The 25398-nt window shown below is 64.3% G+C and carries 22 protein-coding genes; 4 read left to right on the forward strand and 18 right to left on the reverse strand.

The features are described from left to right. Positions 1-407: 407 nt before the first annotated feature. The 3 genes from ACN9M1_RS20080 to imuA are packed head-to-tail and all read right to left on the reverse strand — an operon-like array spanning position 408 to position 6121. Positions 408-3638 carry an error-prone DNA polymerase gene (locus ACN9M1_RS20080; RefSeq protein WP_426400310.1) on the reverse strand — a complete coding sequence of 1077 codons (3231 nt, stop codon included), beginning with the start codon at positions 3636-3638 and terminating at the stop codon, positions 408-410. 7 nt (positions 3639-3645) lie between these two features. Then, the gene (locus ACN9M1_RS20085) at positions 3646-5232 is read right to left on the reverse strand and encodes a Y-family DNA polymerase (protein WP_426400311.1); all 1587 of its coding nucleotides are present in this window, start codon (positions 5230-5232) and stop codon (positions 3646-3648) included. Continuing rightward, positions 5165-6121, reverse strand: a complete 957-nt coding sequence (gene imuA / locus ACN9M1_RS20090) for a translesion DNA synthesis-associated protein ImuA (RefSeq protein ID WP_426400312.1) — start codon at positions 6119-6121, stop codon at positions 5165-5167. The genes ACN9M1_RS20085 and imuA overlap by 68 nt, the downstream gene beginning before the upstream one ends. Before the next feature lie 216 nt (positions 6122-6337). Between imuA and ACN9M1_RS20095 the strand changes: the two genes are divergently transcribed. Both ACN9M1_RS20095 and dbpA read left to right on the forward strand, forming a co-directional pair. Continuing rightward, complete coding sequence (locus tag ACN9M1_RS20095; RefSeq protein ID WP_426400313.1) at positions 6338-6523, forward strand: hypothetical protein; 186 nt, start codon at positions 6338-6340, stop codon at positions 6521-6523. Positions 6524-6537: 14 nt separating this feature from the next. Next, positions 6538-7932, forward strand: a complete 1395-nt coding sequence (dbpA, locus tag ACN9M1_RS20100; protein ID WP_426400314.1) for an ATP-dependent RNA helicase DbpA — start codon at positions 6538-6540, stop codon at positions 7930-7932. Positions 7933-8007: 75 nt separating this feature from the next. Here the strand turns inward: dbpA and ACN9M1_RS20105 are convergent, their stop codons facing one another. Together ACN9M1_RS20105 and ACN9M1_RS20110 are read right to left on the reverse strand one after the other, a co-directional pair. Next, on the reverse strand, positions 8008-8712 hold the full coding sequence (locus ACN9M1_RS20105; RefSeq protein WP_426400693.1) for a hypothetical protein: 705 nt from the start codon (positions 8710-8712) through the stop codon (positions 8008-8010). A 92-nt stretch (positions 8713-8804) separates the two neighbouring features. Continuing rightward, the gene (locus ACN9M1_RS20110; RefSeq protein WP_426400315.1) at positions 8805-9377 is read right to left on the reverse strand and encodes a DUF4337 domain-containing protein; all 573 of its coding nucleotides are present in this window, start codon (positions 9375-9377) and stop codon (positions 8805-8807) included. A 281-nt stretch (positions 9378-9658) separates the two neighbouring features. Here ACN9M1_RS20110 and ACN9M1_RS20115 point away from each other — a divergent pair, with 281 nt between their 5' ends. Further along, on the forward strand, positions 9659-10861 hold the full coding sequence (locus ACN9M1_RS20115; protein WP_426400316.1) for a sterol desaturase family protein: 1203 nt from the start codon (positions 9659-9661) through the stop codon (positions 10859-10861). 17 nt (positions 10862-10878) lie between these two features. After that, on the forward strand, positions 10879-11394 hold the full coding sequence (locus ACN9M1_RS20120; RefSeq protein ID WP_426400317.1) for a cupin domain-containing protein: 516 nt from the start codon (positions 10879-10881) through the stop codon (positions 11392-11394). A gap of 355 nt (positions 11395-11749) precedes the next feature. On the opposite strand, the gene ACN9M1_RS20125 is transcribed toward ACN9M1_RS20120, so the two are convergent. The 13 genes from ACN9M1_RS20125 to ACN9M1_RS20185 all read right to left on the reverse strand — a co-directional run bounded on the left by ACN9M1_RS20125 (position 11750) and on the right by ACN9M1_RS20185 (position 25362). After that, positions 11750-12847 carry a porin gene (locus tag ACN9M1_RS20125; protein WP_426400318.1) on the reverse strand — a complete coding sequence of 366 codons (1098 nt, stop codon included), beginning with the start codon at positions 12845-12847 and terminating at the stop codon, positions 11750-11752. Between the two features lie 165 nt (positions 12848-13012). Then, positions 13013-13969 carry a PDR/VanB family oxidoreductase gene (locus ACN9M1_RS20130; RefSeq protein ID WP_426400319.1) on the reverse strand — a complete coding sequence of 319 codons (957 nt, stop codon included), beginning with the start codon at positions 13967-13969 and terminating at the stop codon, positions 13013-13015. Positions 13970-13990: 21 nt separating this feature from the next. After that, positions 13991-14953, reverse strand: coding sequence for a VOC family protein (locus tag ACN9M1_RS20135; RefSeq protein ID WP_426400320.1), 963 nt, complete (start codon positions 14951-14953; stop codon positions 13991-13993). A 75-nt stretch (positions 14954-15028) separates the two neighbouring features. After that, positions 15029-16309, reverse strand: a complete 1281-nt coding sequence (locus ACN9M1_RS20140) for an MFS transporter (protein ID WP_426400321.1) — start codon at positions 16307-16309, stop codon at positions 15029-15031. Positions 16310-16337: 28 nt separating this feature from the next. Further along, positions 16338-17834 (reverse strand): aldehyde dehydrogenase, encoded by a 1497-nt coding sequence (locus ACN9M1_RS20145; protein ID WP_426400322.1) that lies wholly within the window; start codon positions 17832-17834, stop codon positions 16338-16340. 16 nt (positions 17835-17850) lie between these two features. Further along, complete coding sequence (locus tag ACN9M1_RS20150; protein ID WP_426400323.1) at positions 17851-18654, reverse strand: aspartate dehydrogenase; 804 nt, start codon at positions 18652-18654, stop codon at positions 17851-17853. Between the two features lie 32 nt (positions 18655-18686). Next, positions 18687-20402, reverse strand: coding sequence for a thiamine pyrophosphate-binding protein (locus tag ACN9M1_RS20155; RefSeq protein WP_426400324.1), 1716 nt, complete (start codon positions 20400-20402; stop codon positions 18687-18689). After that, positions 20395-21198 (reverse strand): SDR family oxidoreductase, encoded by an 804-nt coding sequence (locus ACN9M1_RS20160; protein ID WP_426400325.1) that lies wholly within the window; start codon positions 21196-21198, stop codon positions 20395-20397. The genes ACN9M1_RS20155 and ACN9M1_RS20160 overlap by 8 nt, the downstream gene beginning before the upstream one ends. Positions 21199-21200: 2 nt before the next feature. Next, positions 21201-22028 carry an IclR family transcriptional regulator gene (locus ACN9M1_RS20165; protein WP_426400326.1) on the reverse strand — a complete coding sequence of 276 codons (828 nt, stop codon included), beginning with the start codon at positions 22026-22028 and terminating at the stop codon, positions 21201-21203. A gap of 12 nt (positions 22029-22040) precedes the next feature. Beyond that, positions 22041-22943, reverse strand: coding sequence for an alpha/beta fold hydrolase (locus ACN9M1_RS20170; protein ID WP_426400327.1), 903 nt, complete (start codon positions 22941-22943; stop codon positions 22041-22043). 4 nt (positions 22944-22947) lie between these two features. Continuing rightward, the gene (locus ACN9M1_RS20175; RefSeq protein WP_426400328.1) at positions 22948-23484 is read right to left on the reverse strand and encodes a cupin domain-containing protein; all 537 of its coding nucleotides are present in this window, start codon (positions 23482-23484) and stop codon (positions 22948-22950) included. Between the two features lie 44 nt (positions 23485-23528). After that, complete coding sequence (locus ACN9M1_RS20180; RefSeq protein ID WP_426400329.1) at positions 23529-24302, reverse strand: SDR family oxidoreductase; 774 nt, start codon at positions 24300-24302, stop codon at positions 23529-23531. Continuing rightward, positions 24295-25362 carry a Rieske 2Fe-2S domain-containing protein gene (locus ACN9M1_RS20185; RefSeq protein ID WP_426400330.1) on the reverse strand — a complete coding sequence of 356 codons (1068 nt, stop codon included), beginning with the start codon at positions 25360-25362 and terminating at the stop codon, positions 24295-24297. Before ACN9M1_RS20185 ends, ACN9M1_RS20180 begins: the two co-directional genes overlap by 8 nt. Positions 25363-25398: the final 36 nt, after the last annotated feature.

Here is a 25398-nt window from a genome sequence, read left to right on the forward strand (position 1 = left end):
TTACGTTGCCGATTGCACACCGTTGCACACGTTTTGGGTGGCGGCCTCCGTGATGTGTTTTCTACAGAGTAGACGTAATTTCGACTGCACCCAACATTGACGCGTGATGAAAGCGCATCCCGCCACGCCTCCTCTTGGTGACACGCCAGACGGGCTGTCGGTTCCCTCGCAAATGCCGCTTTCTGCGCTTGATGCACCGTTTTTGTGATGCATCAAGCGCAAATCCTGGCACCTGCACCCTGATCCGTCGATCCGCGCTTGCCCTATCCGTCAATCGGAGGAGAGCGCGGCGAGAGAGGACCACCGGCGTCTCCTACGTCACGGACGGGGTACTGCGCGCGGTTTCCGTCACGCAAATGCCGTGCCGGGACGTGACGCGGCGGCCAGTTGGCGGCGGGGCAAAAAGCTCAATGGAAGTCGCGGCTGGAGGTCGCCAGACGGCCCAGAAGTGGGGTCAGATCGACCAGGTGTTGGGCGACGAGGTGACGGGTCTCGCGCTCGCACTGCCATTTGCCGTAGACGCCCAGCAATTGGGCGTGCAGCACTTCCCGGCGCTGGCGCTCGATCAGGTGCGGCCAGAGGATGATGTTGATGGCGCCGGTTTCGTCTTCAATGGAGACGAAAATCGTACCGTTGGCCGTGCCCGGCCGCTGCCGCACGGTGACCAGACCGCAGGCGCGCGCCAGTTGGCCGTTGCGGTAGCCTCCCAGCGTAGCAGCCGTGGCAAAGCGCATGCGCGAGAGCCGATCCCGCAGCAGGCTCACCGGATGGCTTTGCAGCGACAAGCCCAGGCTGCCGTAATCGGCCATCACTTCTTCGCCGATGGGCGGTGCGGACAACACGAGCGGCGCCTCCACCGGGCGGGCTTGGCGCAGCAAGGCGTGGTCGTGACCGGGTTCTTGCAGGGCGAGCGTTTGCCATAGCGCCTGCCGACGGTTGCCGGCCAGCGGTTTGAGCGCGTTGGCGGCGGCGAGCACGTTCAGGTCATGGCGATCGAGGTCAGCACGGTGTGCGAGGTCGTCGACGCTGGTGAACGGCGCTTGGGCACGGGCTGCTTCGATACGCTCGGCGGCCGGCTGACGCATGCCTCGGATGCGGTTGAAACCCAGGCGGATATCGGGTTGCCCGGTACCGTCGTCGTCGGCGCGAGGGTGCAGCGTGCTGTCCCACATGCTGGCGGTGACATCGACAGGTAGCACCCGCACGTGGCTGCGCCGCGCCTCCTGCACCAGTTGCGACGGCGAATAAAACCCCATCGGCTGGCTATTGAGCAGGGCCGCAAAAAACGCCGCTGGCTCGTGGCATTTCAAGTAGCTGCTGATATAGGCCAGCTTGGCAAAGCCAGCAGCGTGGCTTTCGGGAAAGCCATATTCGGCAAAGCCTTCCATCTGATCGCACAGCGCTTTGACGAACGCGGGGTCATAGCCCTTTTCTTCCACCATCACCCTGAGCAACCGCTCCTGATGTTGCGTGAGATTGCCCTTGCGCTTCCAGGCGGCCATGTCGCGGCGCAGGCGATCGGCCTCATCGGGGGTGAAGTCTGCAGCGTCAATGGCGATCTGCATGACCTGCTCCTGGAAGATCGGCACGCCGAGCGTGCGCTTGAGCACGCCCTCCACCTCCTTGCCGGGATACGTCACGCAATCGGTTTGCCCGTTGCGCATGGCTTCGCGCCGCTGCAGATACGGATGCACCATGCCGCCCTGGATCGGCCCCGGGCGCACGATGGCGACCTGGATTACCAGGTCGTAGTACGTTTCGGGCCGCAAGCGCGGCAGCATCGACTGTTGCGCGCGCGATTCGATCTGGAACACGCCGATGGTGTCGGCGCGGCAGATCATCTCGTAGGTTTTCTGATCGCCATCGGGCAGGTTCTGCATGGCGATCTTGCCGGAGGCCTTGTAGTGCTCGTGACGCCCTGGCAGCGCATCGACCATATCCAGCGTGCGGCGGATGGCGGTGAGCATGCCAAGCGCCAGCACGTCGACTTTCAACAAGCGCAGCGATTCAAGATCGTCCTTGTCCCACTGGATGACGCGGCGGTTTTCCATGGCCGCGTTCTCGATCGGCACCAGGCGTGACAGCTTGCCCTGTGCAATCACGAACCCACCCACGTGCTGCGACAGATGGCGCGGGAAACCACGCAGTTGGTCCACCAGTTGCGCCCAGCGCAAGACCAGTGGCGATTCCGGGTCCAGCCCCTGCTGCCCGGCGCGCTGAGCGAACTCCTTGCGGCTGTCCCACCACGCTTGTCCCTTGGCCACCTGCTCGATGATGCCCAAATCAATGCCGAGCGCACGTCCAACATCGCGCAACGCGCTGCGCGTGCGGTAGGTGATAAGTGCGGCCGCCAGCGCGGTGCGCGTCACGCCGTATTTGTTGTAGATGTACTGGATGACTTCTTCACGGCGCTGGTGCTCGAAATCGACATCGATGTCGGGCGGCTCGTTTCGTGCGCGCGAGAGAAAACGCGCAAACAACGTGTTACCGCTTTCCGGGTTGACTTCGGTAATACCCAGGCAGTAGCACACCGCCGAGTTGGCCGCCGAGCCGCGCCCCTGGCAAAGAATGTCTTGGCTGCGGGCAAACTTGACCACGTCATAGACGGTGAGGAAGAACGGCTCGTAACGCAGTTCCGAGATCAGCCCGAGCTCTTCTTCAATCTGTTCACGCACCCTGCTGGGGATACCCTTCGGAAAGCGCAGAGCAGCGCCCGCCTCCACTTCGGCCCGCAGGTATTGCGCTGGCGTCATGCCCTCGGGCACGACTTCGCTCGGGTATTCGTATTCGATCTGGTCAAGTTCGAACGTGCACAGGCGCGCCAGCTCCACCGAGCGCAGCAACGCCTGCTCACCGCGTTTGCCCCGATAGAAGAATGCGAGTTGCATGCGCGTGCGCATGGCTTGCTCGGCGCTGGGAGCGAGTTCCAGACCGCATTCGGTCAGCGGCTTGGACAAGCGGATGGCCGTCAGCACGTCGTGCAGCGGCTTGCGCTGACGCGTGTGCATCTGCACGCCGCCGGTGGCAACCATGGGCACGTCGGTCTGCTCCGATACCGCGGCCACCGTGCCGCGATGGCGGTCGTCCGCATGGCGCAGCGGCATCTCCAGCGCAATCGATAGCCGGTCGCCAAACACGTGCTGGCACCACAGTGTCTGAGCCAGCAGGTGCTGTGGATCGGGGTCGTAATCGGGTAGCAGGATCGCCAGACAGCGGGGGACGCCGCACAGGTGGGTGAGCTCGCCTTTCGGTGCGGCTAGATCGTCAGCCAGCAGGCGGTATTCGCCCTTGGGCGCAGCCAGCCGGGCGTGTGTGATGACCTCGCTCAGGTTGCCGTAGCCTTCGATATCTTGTGCCAACAGCACCAGTCGCAGCCACGGTTCGCCTTGCGCATCACGCACGGTGAAGCGGCTGCCGATGATGAGCTTCACGTCCTCATCCCTGGCCGCCACGAGCGCGCGTGCAGTACCGGCCACGGAGCATTCGTCCGTCAGCGCCAGCGCTTGGTAGCCGTACAGCTTGGCACGCTCCACCAACTCCTGCGGATGCGACGCGCCGGTCAGGAACGTGAAGTTGCTGATGCAATGCAGCTCCGCATACTCGGGCAGGAGGATGGACGTTGGCGTGGTCGCAGCCATGATGTGCCTACCCAAACAGGCCGTGCAGATACCAGCGACCGTCTTCGTCGCTGGTCTGGGTAACGGCAGAAACGCGCTCGCGGTAGAGCCAGTAGCGCACGCCGCCCTCGCCTTCTGCGATGAAGTAGTCGCGCTTGATGAGCTCGTCATCCCACCAGCCCGATTCAATGCGCTCGGGCATCGACACCAGCCGCAGCGGCCCGCGGTAATACGGATAGTGCTGGCGCGTCAGCAGCGGGATCGGTTTCTCCAGCAGCCACAGCGGGCGCTCGGGCTGCTGTGCGTGCCATTGCGCAAGCGCCTGGCGCGCGGCGGCGCGGCTCTGGGCTGTCGTGGCGGCGTTCACGTCGACCCAGTGGTTGGCACGCTCGGGGCGGTGGTCGGCGCACGGTTGCGGGTGCCGTACGTTGCCGGCACCCAGGCGGGCGATGAGCGTGTCGATCAGCCGGGCGGCATCTTCAGCGCGGCCGCCTGGCTCGGGAAACAGCGACTCCGTGGGCGGGCTCAGCGGCGTGGCGTCAGTCACCGTCAAACGCAGTTCAACCACCGGCGCGATCAGCGCGAGACGATGCACGCGTTCGTGCAGCACACGGGATAGATGCGCCAGCGTGCGGACCGGCTGGGCCAGCGCGATCTCCACCGGCGTGGAGGATGCGGCATCTTCACTGCTCCGGCCGCGCCGACGTTCGTGCTCCAGCGTGAGCCGATACGTCTTGGCACCCAGCTGATGCGCCGATAACCAGCCGACCAATTGCAGCAACAGTTGCTCCGATGCCGCCAGTACCCCTTCCGCGCTGTCGATGCGGCCGGGCAGTTCCAGCGGCACATCAAAGCGCAGGGGCGCGGCAAACCACGTGAAGCTCTCGTGCCCGTTGCCCCCATTTCCATAGGCCGCATCCAGCGTATCGACCAGCAGCGCCCCGCAGCGACGGCGCAGGCCCGCGCGTGGCAAATCACGCAAATCCGCCAACGTGCGGCAACCCAGACCTTCGAGCCAATCGGGGCGCGTGAGACGAGCTACGGCATCGGCCGACAACTGATCCAGCAACGAAGACAGGCGCTCCTGCCGCACGGCGCGCCGCACGCAACCCTGGCGTGCCGCACGACGACGTCCCCGACTTGGCACCGGCCGTGCACTGGCCAACCATGCCGCGCCACGTGCCGTCGGCCCCGCGCCAAGCTGCGGCATGGCGCCCAGCCGAATCGCGCAATATTTCACCGCCCGGCACAACGCGCGATGTCCGCCAAACAGCCGCAGACTGGCTTCGACCTCCAACAGCACGGTCGCCTCATCCACCACATCCAAGGTGACATGCGGCGTGAAGGCCAGCAGCGCCAACGCCAGCGACTGCATCAGCCTCGCCTCGGCGGCCGGATCGCGCTCCAACTGAACGGCATGCGGCACCAGCGCCTGCGCGCCCGCCCTCCGCAAGCCAGCGTGCACGCCTTCGCGCATCGCCAAGCGGTTGGCCGCCACCACGCGCTCCTGCTCCAGCACCACCACCGGCAGAGGCAACGCAGCGGGGTCAGACCACTGGGGACGAAGTGCGTCGAGGGGCAGACGGGGCAGATGCACCGCGATCCAGAACGGCATGATCGAAGGTGTCCTGATCGGCAGCGCCCGATACGGCATCGAGCGCAGCAAAAGACGAAGGAGACGAAAGTGCAGCCAGCAACGCCGCCGTGGCCGGGTCCATGGTGAAGGTCTCGGCGGGCAGCACGGGCAACGGACGCACGGAGGCGCGGCCAGCCCGCAGCGGATCGGCCAGCGGCAGCAGCAACGGTGTTTCACGCAACGGCCCACGCCGCTTGTGGACGCGGATAGACAGCGCATCGCCCCCTGCCGGCTCCAGCCCCAGGCGCAGCACGGCCGGCGACGACTCGCGCAGCGCCTGCTCCGGCCGGAACACCCAGATCGCGCTCTCGCCGGCTTGGGCCAGCACCTGCAGCCGGCGCAACGCCCCGGGGCGCACCTGGTTCAACCAGATCAATACGCCGCCGAAGGCTTGGCTGCGCACGATCTGCTCGGCGGCCCATAGCAGGTCAGCCGGTTTGTCGGCGCGCACCCAGACGATCTGTTCAGGAGAGAAATCCCAGCCGACCAGTCGTACGGCATTCGGCAGATACGGCGGGCCGACCAAAGCTATGCGCCCGGCGCTTTCGCACAACGTGGATAACGCCGGACGCAGCAGCCGGCATTCGCCAATGCCGGGTTGCGGGCACAGCAGCTCCGTCAATCCGCCGAGGGGCCAGCCGCCACCGGGCAACTCGGTATTCAGTGCGTCATAACCCGTAGCCAGGACCCGTCCGCTGGCCCGCGCCAAGCTGCCGGCACGCCACAGCGCCGGGTGCAGCGTTTCGGGCGCTGGTACTATCCGGGCTCTTTGCGTAGTCTGGCGCGGCCCGTCCACCGCCGGCCCAGGGGCGACGAGGCGATCCGCTTCACCTTCAGCGGGAAAAAGAGACGGGGACGACGCAAACATGGAAAGCGCAAGGGCAAGCCGCGAATACTGTATGGATATACAGTATCACAACTTCTGCCCTATGTTGCCCTGTTTCTAAAGCATCCTCGTGCGTCTTCTTTCTGACAGACCCACCAGTGAAACCGGACCAGCGTTACCCTGTTTAACATTGCCGGGCGCGTTCCCGCCCCAGCCACCTCGTCACCGGGGTGCCACCGAATCCATTTAGAGAAAACCGTGTTCACTTGCATCAACCAAAGCTGCCGCGCGCAGTGGGAGCCGTCCGACGTCGTCATCAAGGATGAGGGCCAGGGGCCACTGTTCCGCTGCGCGCTATGCGGCGCGCGCAACTATGTCAAACGCGTCGAGACCAAAGACGGCCGGGTCATCTACAAGCAAACCGAAGGCAAGCCGCTCAAGTGATCCAACGCAATAACATGACCATCGAACCGACCGCCACGCCCTTTAGCACCCTTGCGCTCGCCCCCGCCGTGCTCGCGAATCTCGCGCAGCTTGGCTACACCGACATGACGCCGATCCAGGCGGCGAGCCTGCCGATTGCGCTCGCAGGCCACGACCTGATCGCGCAGGCGAAGACCGGCAGCGGTAAGACTGCGGCGTTCGCGCTTGCCTTGCTCGCACGGCTCGACGCACGCCGCTTTGATGTGCAAGCGATGGTGCTCTGCCCGACGCGCGAACTCGCCGATCAGGTCACGCAGGAAATCCGCCGTCTCGCGCGCGCCGAAGAAAACGTCAAGGTGCTGACGCTCTGCGGCGGCACGCCGATGCGTCCGCAGGCGGAGAGCCTCGAGCACGGCGCGCATATCGTCGTCGGCACGCCGGGGCGCATCATGGACCATCTCGAACGCGGCAACCTCACGCTCGGCGCGCTGAAGACGCTGGTGCTGGACGAAGCTGACCGGATGCTCGACATGGGCTTCTTCGACGATATCGCGACGGTTGTGCGCCAGTGCCCGACCGACCGGCAGACGCTGCTGTTTTCGGCGACCTACCCGGACGGGATCGCGAAGCTGAGCCAGCGCATCCTGCGCAATCCGAAGGAAGTGAAACTCGAAGAACGCCACGATGACAGCAAGATTCGTCAGCGCTTCTACGAGGTGACCGATAGCCAGCGGCTGCATGCGGTCGGACTGTTGCTCAAGCACTATCGGCCGGTCAGCACGCTGGCGTTCTGCAATACGAAGCAGCAATGCCGCGACCTGCTCGACGTGCTGCGTGCGCAGGGCATTCACGCGCTCGCGCTGCATGGCGAACTTGAGCAGCGCGAGCGCGATCAGGTGTTGATCCAGTTTGCGAACCGGAGCTGCTCGGTGCTCGTGGCGACCGACGTTGCCGCCCGCGGGCTCGACATCGCGCAGCTCGAAGCGGTGATCAACGTTGACGTGACGCCTGACCCCGAGGTGCACGTGCACCGGATCGGCCGCACGGGGCGTGCCGATCAGGACGGCTGGGCACTGAGCCTGGCGAGCATGGACGAGATGGGGCGTGTCGGCAACATCGAAGAGATGCTCGGGCGCGAGGTCGAATGGCACAAGCTCGATGAGCTCGATACCGGCAACGACGCGCCGCTGCTGCCGCCCATGGAAACGCTGCAGATTCTCGGCGGGCGCAAGGAGAAGATCCGCCCCGGCGATGTGCTCGGTGCGCTGACCGGCGACGCAGGTTTTCGCGGTGACCAGATCGGCAAGATCAACGTGACTGAGTTTTCGACCTATGTCGCGGTGGAGCGCAGCATTGCACGCGATGCGCTGCGCAAGCTCAACGGGGGCACGGTCAAGGGCAAGAAGGTCAGGGTCCGGTTGATGGACTGACAACCACCGCGCCCGCAAGGCAAAAAAGGCCGCTCCAACCTCAGTCGGAGAGGCCTTTTTTCTATGGATTGCCCGTCAGCGCTTGGCCGGCGCTTTGCACAACGCCTGGTTGTACAGGATCGCCTTGCTGGTCGATGCGTAGTTGTCGGCATCGCACGGGGGTAGGAAGCTGGAGCTATCGCCCTGCGAGCGCACGGCCACGGTATCGGATAACGCCGCCAGGCATTGCGCGCTATCGCCGCGGTGGTATTCCGTAACGGCGAGGTCGCTGCGGGCCTTGTCGCGTTCAATCCAATCCATGAAGGGGTCGCATTCGGAGAGCAACGCGCGCAGCGTCGTGCGGGCGGCGTCGTAGTTCTTGGCGGCGTATTGCTTGTGTGCCTGCCCGATGCGCGCCGTGCGCTGGCGATCGGTACAGGCGGCCGGCGCGCGGCGGTATTCACCGTCGAACATGGCGCGCATGCCGCAGAACCCACGGCAGGCGTCTTCTGTGGCCGAGGTGTCGATCTTGAGCGTGCCGTCGTTCGATACGCTCGAGATGGCGATGTGGCAGGCGTCGGCTACGCCAGTGCGGCCCTTGAGCGTGCCATCCACCGAACACGAATGGCAGTTCCCACCCATGGTTTCGATGTTGAAGCTGTTGCCCTTGATGCTCAGTACGCCGTGGGCGCTGCCGCCTTCAACGTAGACGTACTCGCCAGGCTCGACCGCCGGCGTTGGGCCAGCCGCCATGGCCAGCGTGCTCGCTGAAAAGCCCAGAACCATCAATGCGCGCCGCATGCGCATGCCGAGTGTCATCGTCTTTGCTCCAGATTGTGTGGGCGCCATTCTGGCGGTTGCGCTTGGCGCCGCGCAACCTCAATGCGATGAACTCAGATATGCAGCATGGCCAGCACAGCCAGCACGCCGCCCACAGCCCCCACGCCATACGACAACCCCTGCAGCCAGCGGCGCCGCGACAGCAGCGTGATGGCCGCCAGCGCAATCGACACCTGAATGGCCACCACCGCCTGCGCCCACCGGTGGTGATGGTGTACGGCAAGTTCGCTGGCTTCGTCGGCTTCCTTGGCCTGGCGCTCCTGGTCTTCGGCCTGGCGGCGGATGTCTTCTTTCTCGGCGGCGTAGCGTTGCGCGTCGCGTTTGGCGGCGGCCTGGTCGGTACCGGGCAGTTGCGCGGTCAACTCGGCAATCGCTTGCTTCTGCCCCTTGGCCTGGTAGTAGGCCCAGCGGTTGGCGGCCTCAGTCTTGTGGATGGCGGCTTCGTTCTTGGCGAGCAGCGCGGCGTTCTGTGTGGCGCCGCCCTGGTAGCCGAAGATGGCGCCGGCCGTCGACAGAATGGCCGTCATAACGGCGATGCGGCCGGCAAAGCTGTCGGCGTGGCCGCTTTCTGCGGCGTGTTCGAGCACGTGGTCGTGCGCCCCGTGCACGTGGAATCCTTCAGACATGTTGTTCCCCGTTTGATCTTGTGGTCCTGCGCCTGAGTTCCCGCTCGGCGCGGGCCTCACAATGCATGCACTTGCCGGGAAACGCAACGCCCCGGCGCGCAGCCAGTTCGCCCGGCCAGAATTGCCCAGGCGACAAAGAAACCGCCGTGCATTCACTGCCTCGGCTTTAACCCCGCACTCACGCAACCGTATAATCGCGCGGCGATGCGAACGGGGGCTGATGTTCAATCAATCGGCAGTCGCATTGTTAATAAAAGAAAACAATACGCGCGAACCAGCAAATGGATACCGAAAATAAGCCATCAATCTCACCCGAGGCGGGGCGTTCTCCCGTCATCGTTCGCGTGGCCGATGCCACGATCCGCGATGCCAATACGCTGCTGCACGCCAGCGGCGGGCTTCAATTCGGCAAGGGCATGATCGCGACGATCCTGGCGCTGGTGCTGGGTTTTCTGAGCCTGATGGGCGTGCTGGCCTTTCATTTTCCGCAGTACCTGACGACGCCGGAATTGCGCCACGCCTATTCGGTGGATGTGCTGCGGCAAATCCTGTTTGTCTCGCTGCTGATTTCGGGCGGGTTATCGCTGGCGAATATCGTGCTGGATAACCGCCGCCGCCTGAACGGGCTGGCGTTTTTGTTTGTGGTGGCGGCTGTGGCTCTGGGCGGCTCGCGCGTGCCGGTGGGCGACTTTCCGGATCACACGCCGTATATCGGCATGGATTGGTTCATTCTCGATCTGCTCGGCTCCACGGCGATCTTCGTGCTGCTGGAAAAGCTCTTCCCGCTCTACAAAAAGCAGCCGGTGTTCCGCGCTGAATGGCAGACCGACATGGTGCACTTTGCGGTGAACCACTTCATCGTCGGGCTGGTGCTGCTGGTGGTGAACTTCCTCATCCACCGCGTGTTCGGGTGGATGGTGCACGCGGATTTCCAGCAGATGGTGGCGCACATCTGGTTCATCCCGCAGTTGCTGCTGTGCATGCTGGTGGCCGATCTGATGGAATATGTCACGCACCGCGCGTATCACGAGGTGCCGTTCCTGTGGCGCTTCCATGCCGTGCACCACAGCGTGAAGACGATGGACTGGCTGGCCGGTTCGCGCCAGCACATTCTTGAGTTGATCGTGACGCGCGTGGCGGTGCTGGGACCGCTGTTCGTGCTCGGTTTCGACAAAGCCGTGGTGGATATCTACATCATCATCGTGGGCTTCCAGGCGGTGTTCAATCACGCCAACGTGCACCTGCCGTGGGGGCCGCTGAAATACATCTTCGTCACGCCGGATTTCCACCACTGGCACCATTCGTCGGAAGACGAGGCCATCGATAAGAACTACGCCGCGCACTTTGCCTTTATCGATTACCTGTTCGGTACGGCCGTGAAATCGAAGAAGGCGTTTCCGGAGAAGTACGGCGTGGTGGGTGACTACATGCCCGACGGCTTCGTCAACCAGCAGCGCTTTCCGTTCCGTCGTCAGCAGAGCTGAGTCGAAGGTTTCTCACCATGTCCATCACGCCCGCTGCACAGCGCCTCATCAGCCGCCTCGGTCTCGAACCGCACCCGGAAGGCGGCTTCTATCGCGAAACCTATCGCAGTGAGGAACGCGTCCAGCGAGGCATCCCGCCCGTCGAACGTGCGGCTGCCACCGCCATCTACTACTTGTTGGCCGATGATGCATATTCCGCCTGGCATCGGATCCAATCGGATGAGGTGTGGCACTTCCATGCGGGCGACTCACTCAATGTGCATGTGTTGGAAGACAACGGTACGGTGCGCACGCATCGTCTGGGCCATGCGGCCGAGGATGCGGTGGCGGTGTACCAGGCGGTGGTGCCGGCTGGCCGCTGGTTTGCGGCGGAGCGTGTGCCGGGCGAGCATGGGTATACGTTGGTTGGCTGTACGGTTGCACCCGGGTTCGAGTTCAGCGAATTCGAACTGGCGGACGGTCAGGCACTGCTGGCGAGCTATGCGGCACATGATGATCTGATCCGGCGGTTGTTACCCAAACCGGCGCGCTAATCAGCACCAGACCACACTTTCATAACCGACGGTACGGCGATAGACATTCATGCCCCGCCACGTGCTGTACTCCATGTACGCGCATGTCAGAACGACGATCCAGTTGGCTGCGTTGGTAGACATATCCCCTCCCATCCTTGCCTGTCCGATAGCTGTGTTATCGGCACGTTTTCAGTCTATGAGAGGGGTGCGCCAAACCATTGCGTGAGCAATGACGCTTCTTGGCGCTTATTCGCAGCCCTGGCTTTCGGGTGGGCACAACGCGCCGCTTGCATGCCGTAACCACCGCTACTCGCGCGCGCCGGAATGAATAGCAAATCACACCCGGCGCGCGCTCCCTCAGCGGATCAACCCATCAGAACGAGTGATGCACGCCCGTGCTCACCACAAGCTGACTGCGGTTGGCGGATACGCCCACACCGTTGATCGACGCGGATGGCGCATCGCCAGACGCCCGCTGATACGTCCCCTGCACATACACCTGCGTGCGCTTGGAGAACGCATACACGTTGCCGACGCTGAACTGGTTCCAGCGCGCGCTTTCGTACTTGCTGAAGGTGTAGCCAACATTGAGCGTGTTGGCCGCGCTGTAGTGCCATGCGGTGCCCAGATCGACGTTCTGCGCACGCGCATCGGCACCGCCCAGGGTGATGCGCGTTTGCGTATAGACCGCGTTGATCTGCACCGGCAGCCCCGTGAACTGATACAGCGCCCCAGCCCCGAATGATTTGACCGAATCCATCGATCGCATACCGGGCACCAGCGTTGTGCCCAGCGTATTGGTAATGCCCAATCGGCCTGCTATGTCGAGCGGCCGATCATTCGATGCGGTGTACGCCGCCGCCGCACGGAAACCGCCGTTGGTGTAATACGCGCCCAGGCTATAGCTGCGGCTCTTGGACGGGGAGCCCGGCACCTCGCCAAAGCCATACATACCGCCCAGTTGCAGCCCACCGAAGATGGGCGAGACGTAGCGCACGGCGTTGTCGATCTGGAACTGGTTGGCCAGGTTGTCGAAGTTGCCCGGATGGAACAGGTAGAAGTTGGTGAGCTGGAAGCCGTTACTCAGCCGCCCGAGGTAGTCGAACATGAAGTCCGCCTGGTGACCGAGCTGCAGGTTGCCGAAGGTCTCGTTGGACAGGCCAACCCACGCTGTCCGGTTGAACAGCTTGCCCGGCACGATGCTGGCACCGGTGTCACCAAAGAAGCCCGATTCCAGCTGAAAGATTGCCTGCGTGCCCTGCCCCAGGTTTTCCGAGCCCCGCAAGCCGAAGCGGTCCGGCTGCATGGTGCCAGGGTCCATGCGCACGGCCGAACCGCTGGTTGTGCCGTTCTTGATGTTGTTGATGTAGGCCAACCCCTGGTCGATGCTGCCGTACAGCGTCACGCTGCTTTGCGCAGCGGCCGTGCCAGCCAAGCCCATCGCCGCCATGGCGAGCAGTGTCTTCCTCATGTCATTCCTCCGGTGGCTGGGGGTTGGTTTGAGCCCCCTGCCGGTTGTTATCGCCGCCCTTTGGGGGCGGACTCTTGGTTATTCGTTTCGTATACGAAACGTTGTTTGATAAAAGAACCACAGACAAAAAAGAACGCGCGGCTGGTCAGGCACGCGCGCTCAGGCTTAAAGATCAATGACCAGGCGCTTACCCTTGCAGCCCGATACGCAGACCATCATGGTCTGGTTGGATGCGCGCTCGCTCTTGGAGAGCACGCTGTCGCGGTGCTCCGGTTCGCCTTCCAGCACGCGCGTTTCGCACGAGCCGCATACGCCCTCCTTGCAGCTGTGCTCCACCTCCACGCCCACTTCCAGCAGCGCGTCGAGCAGCGACTTGCCCGCCGGCACGCACAGCTCGGAACCCGTGCGCGCGAGCTTGACGGTGTATTCGCCCTCCTGCACCGACGCCACTGTGGCGTCCGCCGCAAAGCGTTCGATGTGGACGTTGGTGTAGCCGTGCGCCTCGCACGCCGCCTCGAAAGCGCGCAACATCGGGCCCGGGCCACAGCAGTAGAAATGCGTGTCTGCGGGGTGTCCAGCCAGCAAGTCCTTCAGATCGGGTGGGCCACCAGCTTCGGCATCAAAATGGAATCGCACCGCATCGCCATGCGCGGCCAGTTCATCGGCAAAGGCCGCTTCCTCACGCGAGCGCGCGCAGTACAGCATCGAGAACGCCTTACCGCGTTCCGCCAGCCGCCGCGCCATGCAGACGATCGGCGTGACGCCGATACCGCCAGCGACGAGCACCGTGCGTGGGGCTTCCTCATCCAGCGCAAAGTGATTGCGCGGGCCGCCAATCTTGAGCGTCGAACCCACGCGCAGTTGCTCATGGACATAGCGTGAGCCGCCGCGGCTGTTGCGATCGAGCAGCACACCAACGACATAACGGTCTCGCACTTCCGGCGCGCCGCACAGCGAATAGCTGCGTGTCAGACCATTGCCCAAATGCAGTTCGATATGCGCGCCGGGCGTGTACTCAGGCAGCGTGTTGCCGGCCACATCGCGCAGCTCCACGCTGACGATGCCCTGGGCTTCGTAGCGCATGGCCTGCACGCGCAAGTTGAGGGGGGGATTGGTACTCATGGCACGTCTCTCTGCAACGGTTCAGCGCTTCTCGGTCAGGAACTTGCCTTCCGGGCCACCAACGTTCTTCTGGCGGCGCGTATTGCCGTCGATTCCGCCTTCGATGGCCCATTCGGCAAACACGGTGGGGCCGGGCTCAAAGTCGCGCGGCTGCCATTCGCCGTTGAGCTGGTCCTCGTCGGCGTAGTACTCGATCAGCCCGCCGGCGGGGTTCTTGAAGTACCAGAAGTACGCCGACGAAATCGGGTGGCGTCCCGGGCCCAGTTGCGTATCCCAACCGCAACGCGACACATGCATGCCGCCGCCAAACACTTCGTGGATATCGCGCACGGTGAACGCGACATGGTTCAGCCCGCTCTTGGCCTGCGGCGTTTGCAGCAGGAACAAGTCATGGTGGCCACCTTCCGGCTCGCAGCGCAGGAACGCACCGCGCCCTGGGTAGTGGTCGGATGGCACGAAGCCGAGTTTTTCGACGTAGAAGCGCTCGGTGGCCACCACGTCCTTCACGAAGAACACCACGTGCCCGACTTCAATCGGCGTAGCGCGTTCGTAGATGGGGCTTGGCTGGTTCAGACGCGGCTTGTCGGTCCAGGTGTTCATGGCCGCGCATTGCACGTCGATGTCGCGCTTGGCCGTCAATTGCACGCGCACGGCCAGGCCGTTCGGGTCGGTGCAGCCGACGCGACCATCGGCATTGAGGTAGCCGGGTTGATCAGCCAGCTTGTCCGCCAAGCGGTCGAGCACGGCTTGCGAATCCGCACCCCAGATCACCTCGCGCAGCGTGGGGCCGGCTTCCATGGCCGGTGGCAACGTGGCGTCATCCGCGCGCTTGACGCGTACACGGCAACCGTTGAGCGTTTCGAACAGCAGGCCGCCTTCGTCTTCTGACTGCAGCGCGAGGCCCCAATCCAGAAAGAACTGCTTGCATGCCGCCAGGTCATCGGCACCGTAGACGATCTCGTCGATGCCCCGAATGGTGTTCATCTTCCTCTCCTGCTTTACGCCGCATGGCCCACGTGGCCGGCGGTCGCTTTGATTCGTTGCTGCGCGTGCGGTGGGTTACTTGTGCGCGACCGGCTGCGCACCGTGGGGCACGTTCTGCGAGGCTTGCGCGCCGTTGCGCAACAAGGCCAGCCCGCACAACAGCACCACGACCTGCGTGCCAACCAGGCTGCCAAAACCTGCCGCCAGGCCACCACCACTGCCCATTGCGATCACGACACCCATCAGGGCCGGCATGAACCCCGCCACCAGGGCGCCCACGCCATTGGTCACGCCAAAGGCGCACGCTACGTGTTCCGGTGCGGCGTGGTACTGCACCGTGCTGGGGATCGCCGGGCTCTGCAGGCCCCAGCACAAGCTGGCAGCGGTCAGCCAGTACGCGGCGGCATAACGGTCCGTGCTATTGATGGCCAGCAACACCGCCACGGCCACGCCAATGCTGCCCAACACAAAGATCAACGGGATACGGCGGCGCGGCAGAATGTCCAGCAGCAACCCGCCCAGGAACACGCCTGCCACCGCTGCGTACTGCGGCATGGATGCCATCCAGCCCATCTCGCGCAGAGAGAAGCCGCGCGCCTCCTTCAGATACGTCGGCAGCCAGTTGCTGCTGCCCCACAGGTAAGAGAGGAACGCGGCCGTCAACACCGTCATGGTCAGGATGTGGCGCGTATGGAAAGCGCCGCGGAACATCCCGCCCACCGTGCCCAGCGCAGCCCCGAAGGAGTCCGGCCGGGGAATCGCCGCATAGCGCGCCGGCATGCGCACGAACGCCAGCACCAGCGGAATACCGAGCAGCAGGTTGAGTAGTCCCAACAGGTGGAAAGACGCCTCCCAGTCGACACTGGCAATGGCATACCCGACCAGCGGATAGCCCACCGCCAAGCCAACGCCCGTGCCCATGTTGAAGATGGCATTCGGCTTGCCGCTTTCCCGGCTATCGAAGTGCGCCTTGATGTATGAGGCGCCCAGCGAAAACAACGGCCCTTCGGCAAAGCCCAGGATGAAGCGGGACGCCAACAGTTCAACGTAGCTGTTGAACCAGGGCGAAGCCATGGTAATCACACCCCACAGCGCGAGCCCGTAGATGAGGCTGCGGCGCACCCCAAACAGCGCGGCACAGAACGGCGTGAACACAATCGCCGACAACCCGTAGCCGGCCATGAACGCCGTGGCCAGCAGGCCCTGGCCACTACGATCGGTAGCCGCCAGACCCACGTGCTGAAGAAAATCGTGCTGCGTAATCAGTACGGCGATGTTGATGCGATCGACGTACGAAATGGCGACCACCAAAAACAGCGTGATCACGCCCAGCCAGCGTTGCGCTTTTGTATTCATGTTGTCTCCTCCACTCTGCTCTGTCGCGTCAGTTCGCCCAGGCCAGCGGTTGTTCGTTCAGGCCCCAGTAGAGGCTCTTCTGTTCCATGTATTGCAGGATGCCCAGGCGGCCCTTCTCGCGGCCCAAGCCGCTGTCGCGCCAGCCGCCAAACGGCGTCGAGATCGAGAACTGCTTGTACGTGTTGATCCACACGTTGCCGGCCTGCACGGCGCGGCCAACGCGCCAGGCGCGTTTGTAATCGCGAGTCCAGATGCCAGCGGCCAAGGCGTAGACGCTGTCGTTGGCTTGCTCGATCAGCTCGTCTTCATCATCGAACGGCATGGCGACGAGCACGGGGCCGAAAATTTCTTCCTGACAGATGCGCGCGCTGTTGTTGAGGCCTTCAATGATGGTGGGCGTGTAGAAGTAGCCCGACTCGCAGCCAGCGATGTGAGGGCGCAAACCGCCCGTACGCAGGTGTCCGCCGTCTTCCACACCCATGGCCACGTAGCGCTCGATGGACTCGCGGTGGCGATCGGTAATCAGCGGGCCCATCTGCGTAGCCTCATCGGCTGGGTTGCCAACGCGCAGGCGTGCGGCGCGAGCAGCCAGGCGATCCATAAACGCCTCATAGAGCGCGCGCGCCACAAACAAGCGCGACCCCGCAATGCACGACTCGCCCGACGAACTGAAGATGCCGTACAGCACGCCATTCACCGCATGGTCGAGATCGGCATCCTCAAACACCATGGTGGGCGACTTCCCGCCCAACTCCAGCGACACCGGCATCATCTTGTCGGCCGCGATGTGAGCGATATGTTTGCCCGTGGTCGTGCCACCCGTGAACGACACGCGGCGCACCAGCGGGTGCTTCGTAATCGCATCGCCAATGATCGAGCCTTTGCCCGGCAACACGCTGATCAGGCCCTTGGGCACGCCCGCCTCTTCGCAGATGGCGGCCAGCTCCAGCGCCATCAGCGGCGTGACTTCAGCGGGCTTGACGACGACGGCGTTGCCGGCCGCCAGCGCAGGCGCCATCTTCTGCGCTTCACTGGCGATGGGTGAATTCCACGGCGTGATAGCCGCCACCACGCCCATGGGCTCGTACACGCTCATCGTCAGGCAGTCGCCACGCTGCGGGGTGAGGCTTTCCTCCAGCGTCTCGCACGCGGCGCCAAAGAACTGGAACGTAGCAGCGGCACTCGCCACCAGGGCGCGTGTTTCGTTGATGGGCTTGCCGTTGTCCAGGCGCTGGCGCTGGGCCAGCGCTTCGCTGCGGGAGCGGATCAACTCCGCCACCCGGTACAGCACCGCTGCTCGCTCATGCAGTTTGCGTTGGGCCCAGCCGCTGGAGAGAAAGGCGCGGTAGGCGCCCGCAACCGCTTCTTCCACGTCGGCCACGCTGGCGGCATTGAGTTCGGCTACGACCTCGCCCGTGGCGGGGTAGCGCGTGGCATAGCGCTCGCCGGTGCCGAGCCGCCATTCGCCGGCAATGCAGATAGGCAGCAAGGAGGTTGCGGTTGCGTGCATGGTGGGATGCGTCATGGCGCAGGGATCTCGCTTAAATCGAAACGGCATGCGCGCGGTTGCCCAGCGCACGCACCACGCTGAACACCGTCAGCGCAGAAGTCTTGGGATTGGCAGCCAACGGCTTGCCGCGCATCGTCAACTCGAAGCCGCCGAACGCGCCGCGCGCTTCCACGTGGTGGACGTTCTCGTCGACCGTCGGGTCGGCCAGCAGCTTCACCTGCGTCTGCTCCAGCCCCAGCCCTGCCAACGACAGCGTGGCTGCCACGTTGGCGTTCTTGGGGAACAGGTGCGCGGCTTCGCGGGCGTTGCCCTCAAAGATCACGGTCGGCTCGCGCAACGCGTCGAGGTCGAACTGCGCTTCGGCTGGCGTGTCTTTCCAGGCACGCGGCGGTTTGCGGCCGGTGTAGACCACGGCATCCAGCCCACCGACGCGCGCTGCGGCCAGCGCGTCAATGGCACCGATGGCGCCCGACAGCAATTGCACCTGCGCATTGCCGCGCCGTGCGGCCGCTTCCAGCCGCTCAGCCAGGCCGGGCTCTGACAGCGCACCGACCGACACCACCAGGCAATCAATGCCCTGCTCCAAGGCGGGCACCACGTGCTCTTCTAGGGCAGCGTGGCCAGCGCACTCCACGAGCAAGTCGGGGTGTGCATCGGCAGACAGATGTGTCGCCACACGCGCATTCGGGGCAAGCGGTGCGATGGCTTCGCGCGCCTTGTCCATGGCTTGCTCGGGCACGATCACCGTGTCAAAGCAGACGTCGGGATCGCTCTTGAGCAGTTCCAGCACGCCCTGCCCGATCGCGCCACAACCGACCATCGAAACATGCAGCATGTCCGGCTCCTGGGTTCGGTACGGTTGCGCGCTCACGCCGCCACCGTGGCGGTTTCGGTCTGGCTTGCCGGGGCCTGCTGGTTGACCGGCGGCCCCGCGAAGATGGTCTTGAAGCTGCCGATGGAGAGCATGTCGATCTCCAGCAGGAACGGGCCTTCGCCAGAGTTCGCTTCGTTCAGCGCCTGACCGATATCAGCCAGATTCGACACACGGCGGTGACGCAATTGCAACGACTGCGAGAGCGCCGCGTAATCCGGCGTATGCAGGTCGACGTAGTGGCGGCGGCCACCGTATTGCGCGTCCTGGATGTTCTTGATGACGCCGTAGCCCTTGTCGTTCATCAGCACGATGACGAGGTCGGCGCGTTCCTGCACCGCAGTGGCCAGTTCGCCCAGGTTCAGGATGAAACCGCCGTCGCCAGCCAGGCAGAAGGTCTTCTTGCCCGACTCCGTCGCGGCTGCGCCGATGGCTGCGCCAATCCCCATCGCCAAGCCCTGCCCGATACCGCCGCCCAGCGCGTGCACGCCAGCGCGGGAATCAAAGATACGGAGTTGGCGATTGCCCCAGGTGCTGTTCGACACGGTCACGTCGCGCACCCAGTTGAACGCGCGGCCCACGGCTGCTTGCAGTGATTCCACCAGCGCCGCGTAGGGCCCAAGACCGTCCACCAGACCGCCGACGGCCTTGTCATGCGCCGCGCGCAGATCGCCCGCAAATGCTGCGTCGATCTGCAGTTTCTTTTCCAGACGATCAGCCAGGCCATCCAGCGCGAGGGCCGAGTCGCCGCAGACGAAATAGTCGCTGGCGTAGCAGCGGCCTTCCGCAGAGGCGTCTGCATCAATGCGGTACAGCGGGCGCGGCAGCTTCAGTTCGTACTTGAGCGTTTCGTTGCCGCGCAGGCGGGAGCCGACCACGAGCATGGCATCGCACGTCTGATAGAACGCTTCCACCGGCTTGTGCAGGTTGAATGCGCCCAGCGAGCGCGGGTCGTCTTCCGGCACGATGCCGCGGCCCTGCGTGCTGGTGACCACGCCAAAGCCAAGGTCCATCAGGCGCTTGACCTGTTCGGCAGCATGGCGGGCACCACCGCCCAGCCACAGCATCGGACGGCGCGCGCGCGACAGGCGCTCGGCCAGTTCATCCAGCGCGTGTGCCGAGGGCACATGCTGCGGCACCTGCAGCGGGCGCAGATCATCCGGCATCGGGATCAGCGCGGCCTGAATGTCGATCGGAATCTCCACGCTCACCGGGCCGGTGGGGGCCGTGAGCGCGGTCTGCACGGCCAGCTTCATCGTGCTGATGGCGGTGTCGGCGCTGCGCACGCGGAAGGCGGCCTTGGACACGGCCTTGAGCATGGTGAGCTGGTCCGGCGCTTCGTGGATGTAGGCCAGGCTCTGGTCGAGATATGGCGTTTCGATCTGCCCGGTGATGTGCAGCAGCGGCGTGCCAGCGGTCAGCGCTTCAACCATCGCGCCCGCAGCATTGCCCGCAGCCGTGCCCGTGCTGGTGAAGCAGACACCCAGGCTGCCAGTGGTACGGGCGTAGGCATCTGCCATGTTCGTGCCGCCCGCTTCGCCGCGCGCCATGATGAAGCGGATCTTGTCGCGCTCGCCCATCGCATCCAGGATGGGCATGTTGTGGATCGAAATCACACCAAAAGCGGCCTTGACCTCGCAGGCCTCCAGGAAGGCCGCAATCGCGTGGCCTACCGTGACCAGTTGTGGTGCCTGTTGTTGTCGTTTAAGCATGACGGGAGTGTCCTCCGGAGATATCGATATGGCTGCCCGTGGTGTACGAAGACAACGGCGAGGCAAGGAACAGAATGGCGCGGGCCGCCTCTTCGGGCAGGCCCAGGCGGCCGAGGGGAATATGCTTTTGCGCGGCAAGGCGGCGCGTCCACGCGGCCCAGTCGAGATGGCGATCTTCTTCGGGGCGCGCTTCAAAGCGGCGCCGCCACTGGCCGGACTCCACCAGCCCGATCAGGATGCCGTTCACACGGACGCCCTTCGGCGCAAACTCGGTCGCCATCGAGCGCACGAGGTTCAGCACACCGGCACGCGCCGCCGACGTGGCGACCATGTGTGGCTCGGGCTGCTGCGCCAGCAGTGAGTTCACGCAGACGATGGCGCCGTGTTCCGAACGTTCCAGCTGCGGCAAAAACGCCCGCGTTGGGTGAATGACCGAGAAGAATTTGAGATGCAGTTCATCCGTCCAAGCCGCATCTTCGGTATTGGCGAAGGTCGACACGCGGCCCTGGCCGGCGTTGTTCACCAGCATGTCGACGGGGCCGAGCGCCTGCTCCACCGCAGCGCCAAATGCGTTCATCTGCGCGGCATCGAGCACGTCGCACGTGGCAGCGAACAGTTTGCCGTCGGGAAAGCGATGACGCAGTCCTTGTTCTGCGGCCGCCAAACGCTCGGCATTGCGGCCGCACAGCGCCACGGCTGCACCCGCGTCCAGCAGCAATTCCACGGTGGCCAAGCCGATGCCGGAGGAGCCCCCCGTCACCACGGCCACCTTGCCGGTCAGGTCGATCATCGGCATGACTATTCCCGGAACAGGTTGACGACTTTGCCGGCAGCCGGGCGGTAGTCGAGCAGGTACGACAGCTCGCCAGCAGCGGCGCGCACCTTCTCGATCATCGGGTCCAGTTGCGCGGGGTCGATACGCGGGGATGGGATCGTCGTGCCAAGCGCGGCTACCACCTTGCCGGCGCGGTCGAGTACCGGCGCGGCAATGGTCGAGATGTTGGCCTCGAAGAAACCCTCTTCCAGCACGTAACCGTGTTCGCGGTCACGCTGCACCATCTCGAACAGGTCTTCCACCGTGCGCGGCGTGTTGTTTGAGAACACCTCCAACTGCGGCTCGGGATAGAGCTGGCGCAACTCGGCCAGCGACAGGTCCGCCAGCAGCACGCGACCCAGCACCGTGGCATGTGCGGGCAGACGCGTGCCGACATTCACCGAGCTCGTGAACGGCGTGGGCGCCACGGACTTCGCCACATAGACGATCGAGCGGCCATCACGCACGACAAGGTTGCACGGGTAGTGAATGTCGTCACGCAGGCGATCGAGCAGCGGGCGGCCCAGCTCGGTCAACTCCAGCGAGGCAAGGTATTCAAAGCCCAACCGCAGCACCGCCATGCCGAGGCGGAAATCGCGGCCGCCGTCCACGCGCTCGACAAAGCCCATCACTTCAAGCGTGGTCAACAGGCGGAACACTGTCGAGCGGGGCACTTTCAACCGGCGGGCCAGCTCGGGCGCCGACAGCACGCGGTCTTTATGGCTGAACTCGCACAGCAGGCGCAGGCCGCGTTCGAGCCCGGGCACGATGTATTTTTCCTGCACGTCTTCTGAGATGAGGTCGTTGCTCATACGTCTTCGCGCTTAGGCGTTTTGGAGTTGAGAGAGCGCAGCGTGTTCGATCCAGCCGGCAACCGCGTCGGGCGCATCGATATAGGAGGCATGGCCAGCGGCGGGCACCAGCGCAAAGGGCAGGCCAAACGCATCGGCCAGTGCCCGGCAGCCTTGCGGCGGCGTAATGCCATCCGCATCGCCACAGACGATTTGCGCAAGTGTCGATGCGGGCCGCTTGCGCAGATAGGCGCCAATGTCGTCGCCGCTGAGCATCGCCACGGCCTGGCGATAGCCGCCATCGTTCAGGCGTGCCATGTTCCAGCGCACCCATGCACATTCTTCGCTGGTGGCATCGGGGCGCAGCAGGTGCGCGTGGCGCGATTCGGCCATCCCCTCGATACCCAGTTGGTCAAGCGTGGCCAGGCGCTGCGCTTGCACACTGCGGGACTTGGCTTCCTGCCCCCGCTGGCCGTAACCCTGTGCAGGGTTCAACAGCAACAGGTGCTTCGGCTGCATCGCCAGCGGGGCGTCGGCCACGTAGGCGGATGCCATCAATGCGCCGAGGGAATGCCCGACAAGCACGTCCGGCTTGACGTGCAGCGCGGCGAGCCAGGCGCGCAGCCGCGCTGCATAGTCAGCCGCGCGCGGCTCGTGCCGCTCCAGGGGCGTGGAGTTGCCGTAGCCCGGTGCATCCCATGCAAGCACACGCGTGCTTTGCGAAAGCAACTGCGCGCAAAGCAGCCATGACGCCGCGCTGGAGCTGATGCCGTGCAACAGCACCACCACCGGCCCGCGATCGCCCCATTGTCGATAACCGACGCGATCGCCGCGCTCGCTGATCACAGCGGTGCGTTCGGCAAACTCAGCGCCCAGCAACGCCAGCGCATCGGCAACGCGAAATGGATGAGAAGACATGACAGCCTGCGCGCTCATGACATCAACGCTTGATCTTGGCGAGCGGATGCTCGGGCGGATACGTGGGCGTGATCGGCTTCTTGGCACCGAGCATCACGCACATCAGCGCGTCTTCGTCGCCGATGTTGATTTCTTCGCGGTACACGCCGGGCGGCACCGAGACGAGATCGCGGTCGGTCAGGATGGTCTCAAAGCGTTCGCCGTCCTTTTCCAACACCAGCTTGAGCTTGCCGCGGATGACGAAGAACACCTCTTCCACATCGGTGTGGAGGTGCGACGGGCCTTCGTGACCCGCCGGAATCACCATGGTCGAAAACGTGAAGTGCTCAGACGGCACCGTGTTGGTGTCAGCCGCCACGCCCGTGCCGCCCGTGCCCAGGTAGCGCATTTGCGCGCGGCGGTACTTCGGGTCGTAGTCAGCCTGGAACTTGAGGGCATCCCAGTCGTAACGGCGGGTGGCGAAACGCGCCACGCGGCTGTTCATCCAGTCTTCAAACGACGCGCCTTCCGGGCGGTCCCACGTACGTTGGATTTGCTGTTGTTCGGAGAGATCGCTCATCGAAATACCTCTTCTGAATGATGTGTGGTTGCAGGATGGGGGCGTTACTGCATGACAAAACCGCCGTTGACGGCCAGCGTCTGGCCCGTCACGAATCGGGAGAGATCGGACAGCGCGAACAGCACGGCGCCGCACACGTCGTCGGGCACTTGGTCGCGCGAGATGGCGCGCTGGTCGCGGTACAGCGCATGCCGATGCGCCGGCACGTATTCGGTGGCTTCCACCAGCGTCAGTCCCGGCGCGATGGCGTTGACGGTGATGCCGTCCGCGCCGCACTCGCGCGCCAATGACTTGGTCATGCCGATGATGGCGCTCTTGCTGGCCACATAGGCCAGCAGGTTCGGCGCGCCCCACAGCGGCGTGTCCGACGCCAAGTTGACGATGGCGCCGTGGCCTGATGCCTTGAGCGCCGGCAGGCAGGCCGTCGTCATCAACCAGGTGCCGCGCACGTTGACGTTCATCACGCGGTCCCAGGTGTCGACGTCGATGGACGATGCATCGCGCCCACCCGAGTTGGTGATGGCCGCGTTGTTGACGAGGCCGTCGAGCCCGCCCAGTGCCTGCGCAGCCGCAGCAGCGCAAGCCTGGATGGAAGCCGGGTCACCGAGATCCAGCGTGAAGCCATGAGCCAGGAAACCGGCTGCACGCAGCGCTGCAGCTTCTTCCTGCACGCGCTCGCCCAGAATGTCAGCCAGGGCAACCGCACCACCGGCTTCAGCGATGGACTTGGCGAACGCCAGACCCAGCCCGCGTGCGGCGCCCGTGACGAGCACCTTGCGGCCGGCCAGCAGCCCGGTGGTTGGATTGCGCTCAGGCATGTTGGGCTTCCACGGCAACGGGCTTGAGCATCGCGACCGGTGCATCCGCCAGTTCGGCGGCAGCGCGGCGCGCAAGAATGCGCCGGATGCGCGTGATACCGATGTCGTGCTGATACAGCGTTTCGTGATCGCGTGCTTCGGGCGCCAGCGATTCAAGCACCACGCGGTCTTGCTCGAGCACATCCCAGTGCAGGCCTTCCAGACGGTTGCGATACAGGAAGCGCCACACATCGCGCTCCCAGCCCTGCACGTGGCGCGTGCGCCAGAAATAGACGATGCAATGCTCTTCATCCACCGGCGTGGTAATACCGATGATGGTGAATGGGCCGCCCGGGCCCACCTTCGGCTGATACGGAATCGACAGGCGCAGCCACATCGTGCCGGTCTCGCCAAACTCGGTCCAATCGAAGTTCACGCCGCGCTGGCCGGTCTTCTGGAACATGATGCCGTGCTCGGTTTCGAGCACTTCCATCACGGCCTTTTTCTCGCCGCTGGCCATCGAGTGCGACACCGCGTGCAGATACGCGCCGTGCATCGGGTCCATGACGTTGTCGATGGCGTAGCGGTAGTTGACGTTCCAGTGCGCGAAGCAGAGGAAGTGGCTGTGCTCGTCGCTGGTCAGCTCTTCGGGCAGGCGCAGCGTGCTAACGGCGGCGTCGTATTCAGACGGGGCCTTGTCGCCAAACCACAGGAAGATCGCGCCGGCACGCTCTTGCACCGGGTAGCTGCGCACGCAGGTCTTGCCCTCCATCGGGCAGCTATCGACTGCCGGCACGCTGGTGACGGTGCCTGCGCCATTCACCTCAACGCCGTGGTACCAGCAAGCCACCTTGTCGCCCAGGTTCCAGCCCATCGACAGGCGCGCGCCGCGGTGCGGGCAACGGTCTTCCAGCGCATGCACCTGGCCTTCGGTGTCGCGCCACAGCACGATGTTCTGGCTCAGGCGGGTGATCCCCACCGGGGCGTTCTTCACATTCCACGACGCCGCCACCGGATACCAGTAGTTGCGCAGACCGGTGTTGATACGCGCTTCCTTCTGCGCTTCCTTGTTGCCTTCCATTGCTTACCTCGCTTGATGGGGTTGCGCCGGATCACC

Origin of the sequence: Ralstonia sp. R-29 (assembly GCF_049913345.1) — a bacterium.
Lineage (GTDB): Bacteria > Pseudomonadota > Gammaproteobacteria > Burkholderiales > Burkholderiaceae > Ralstonia.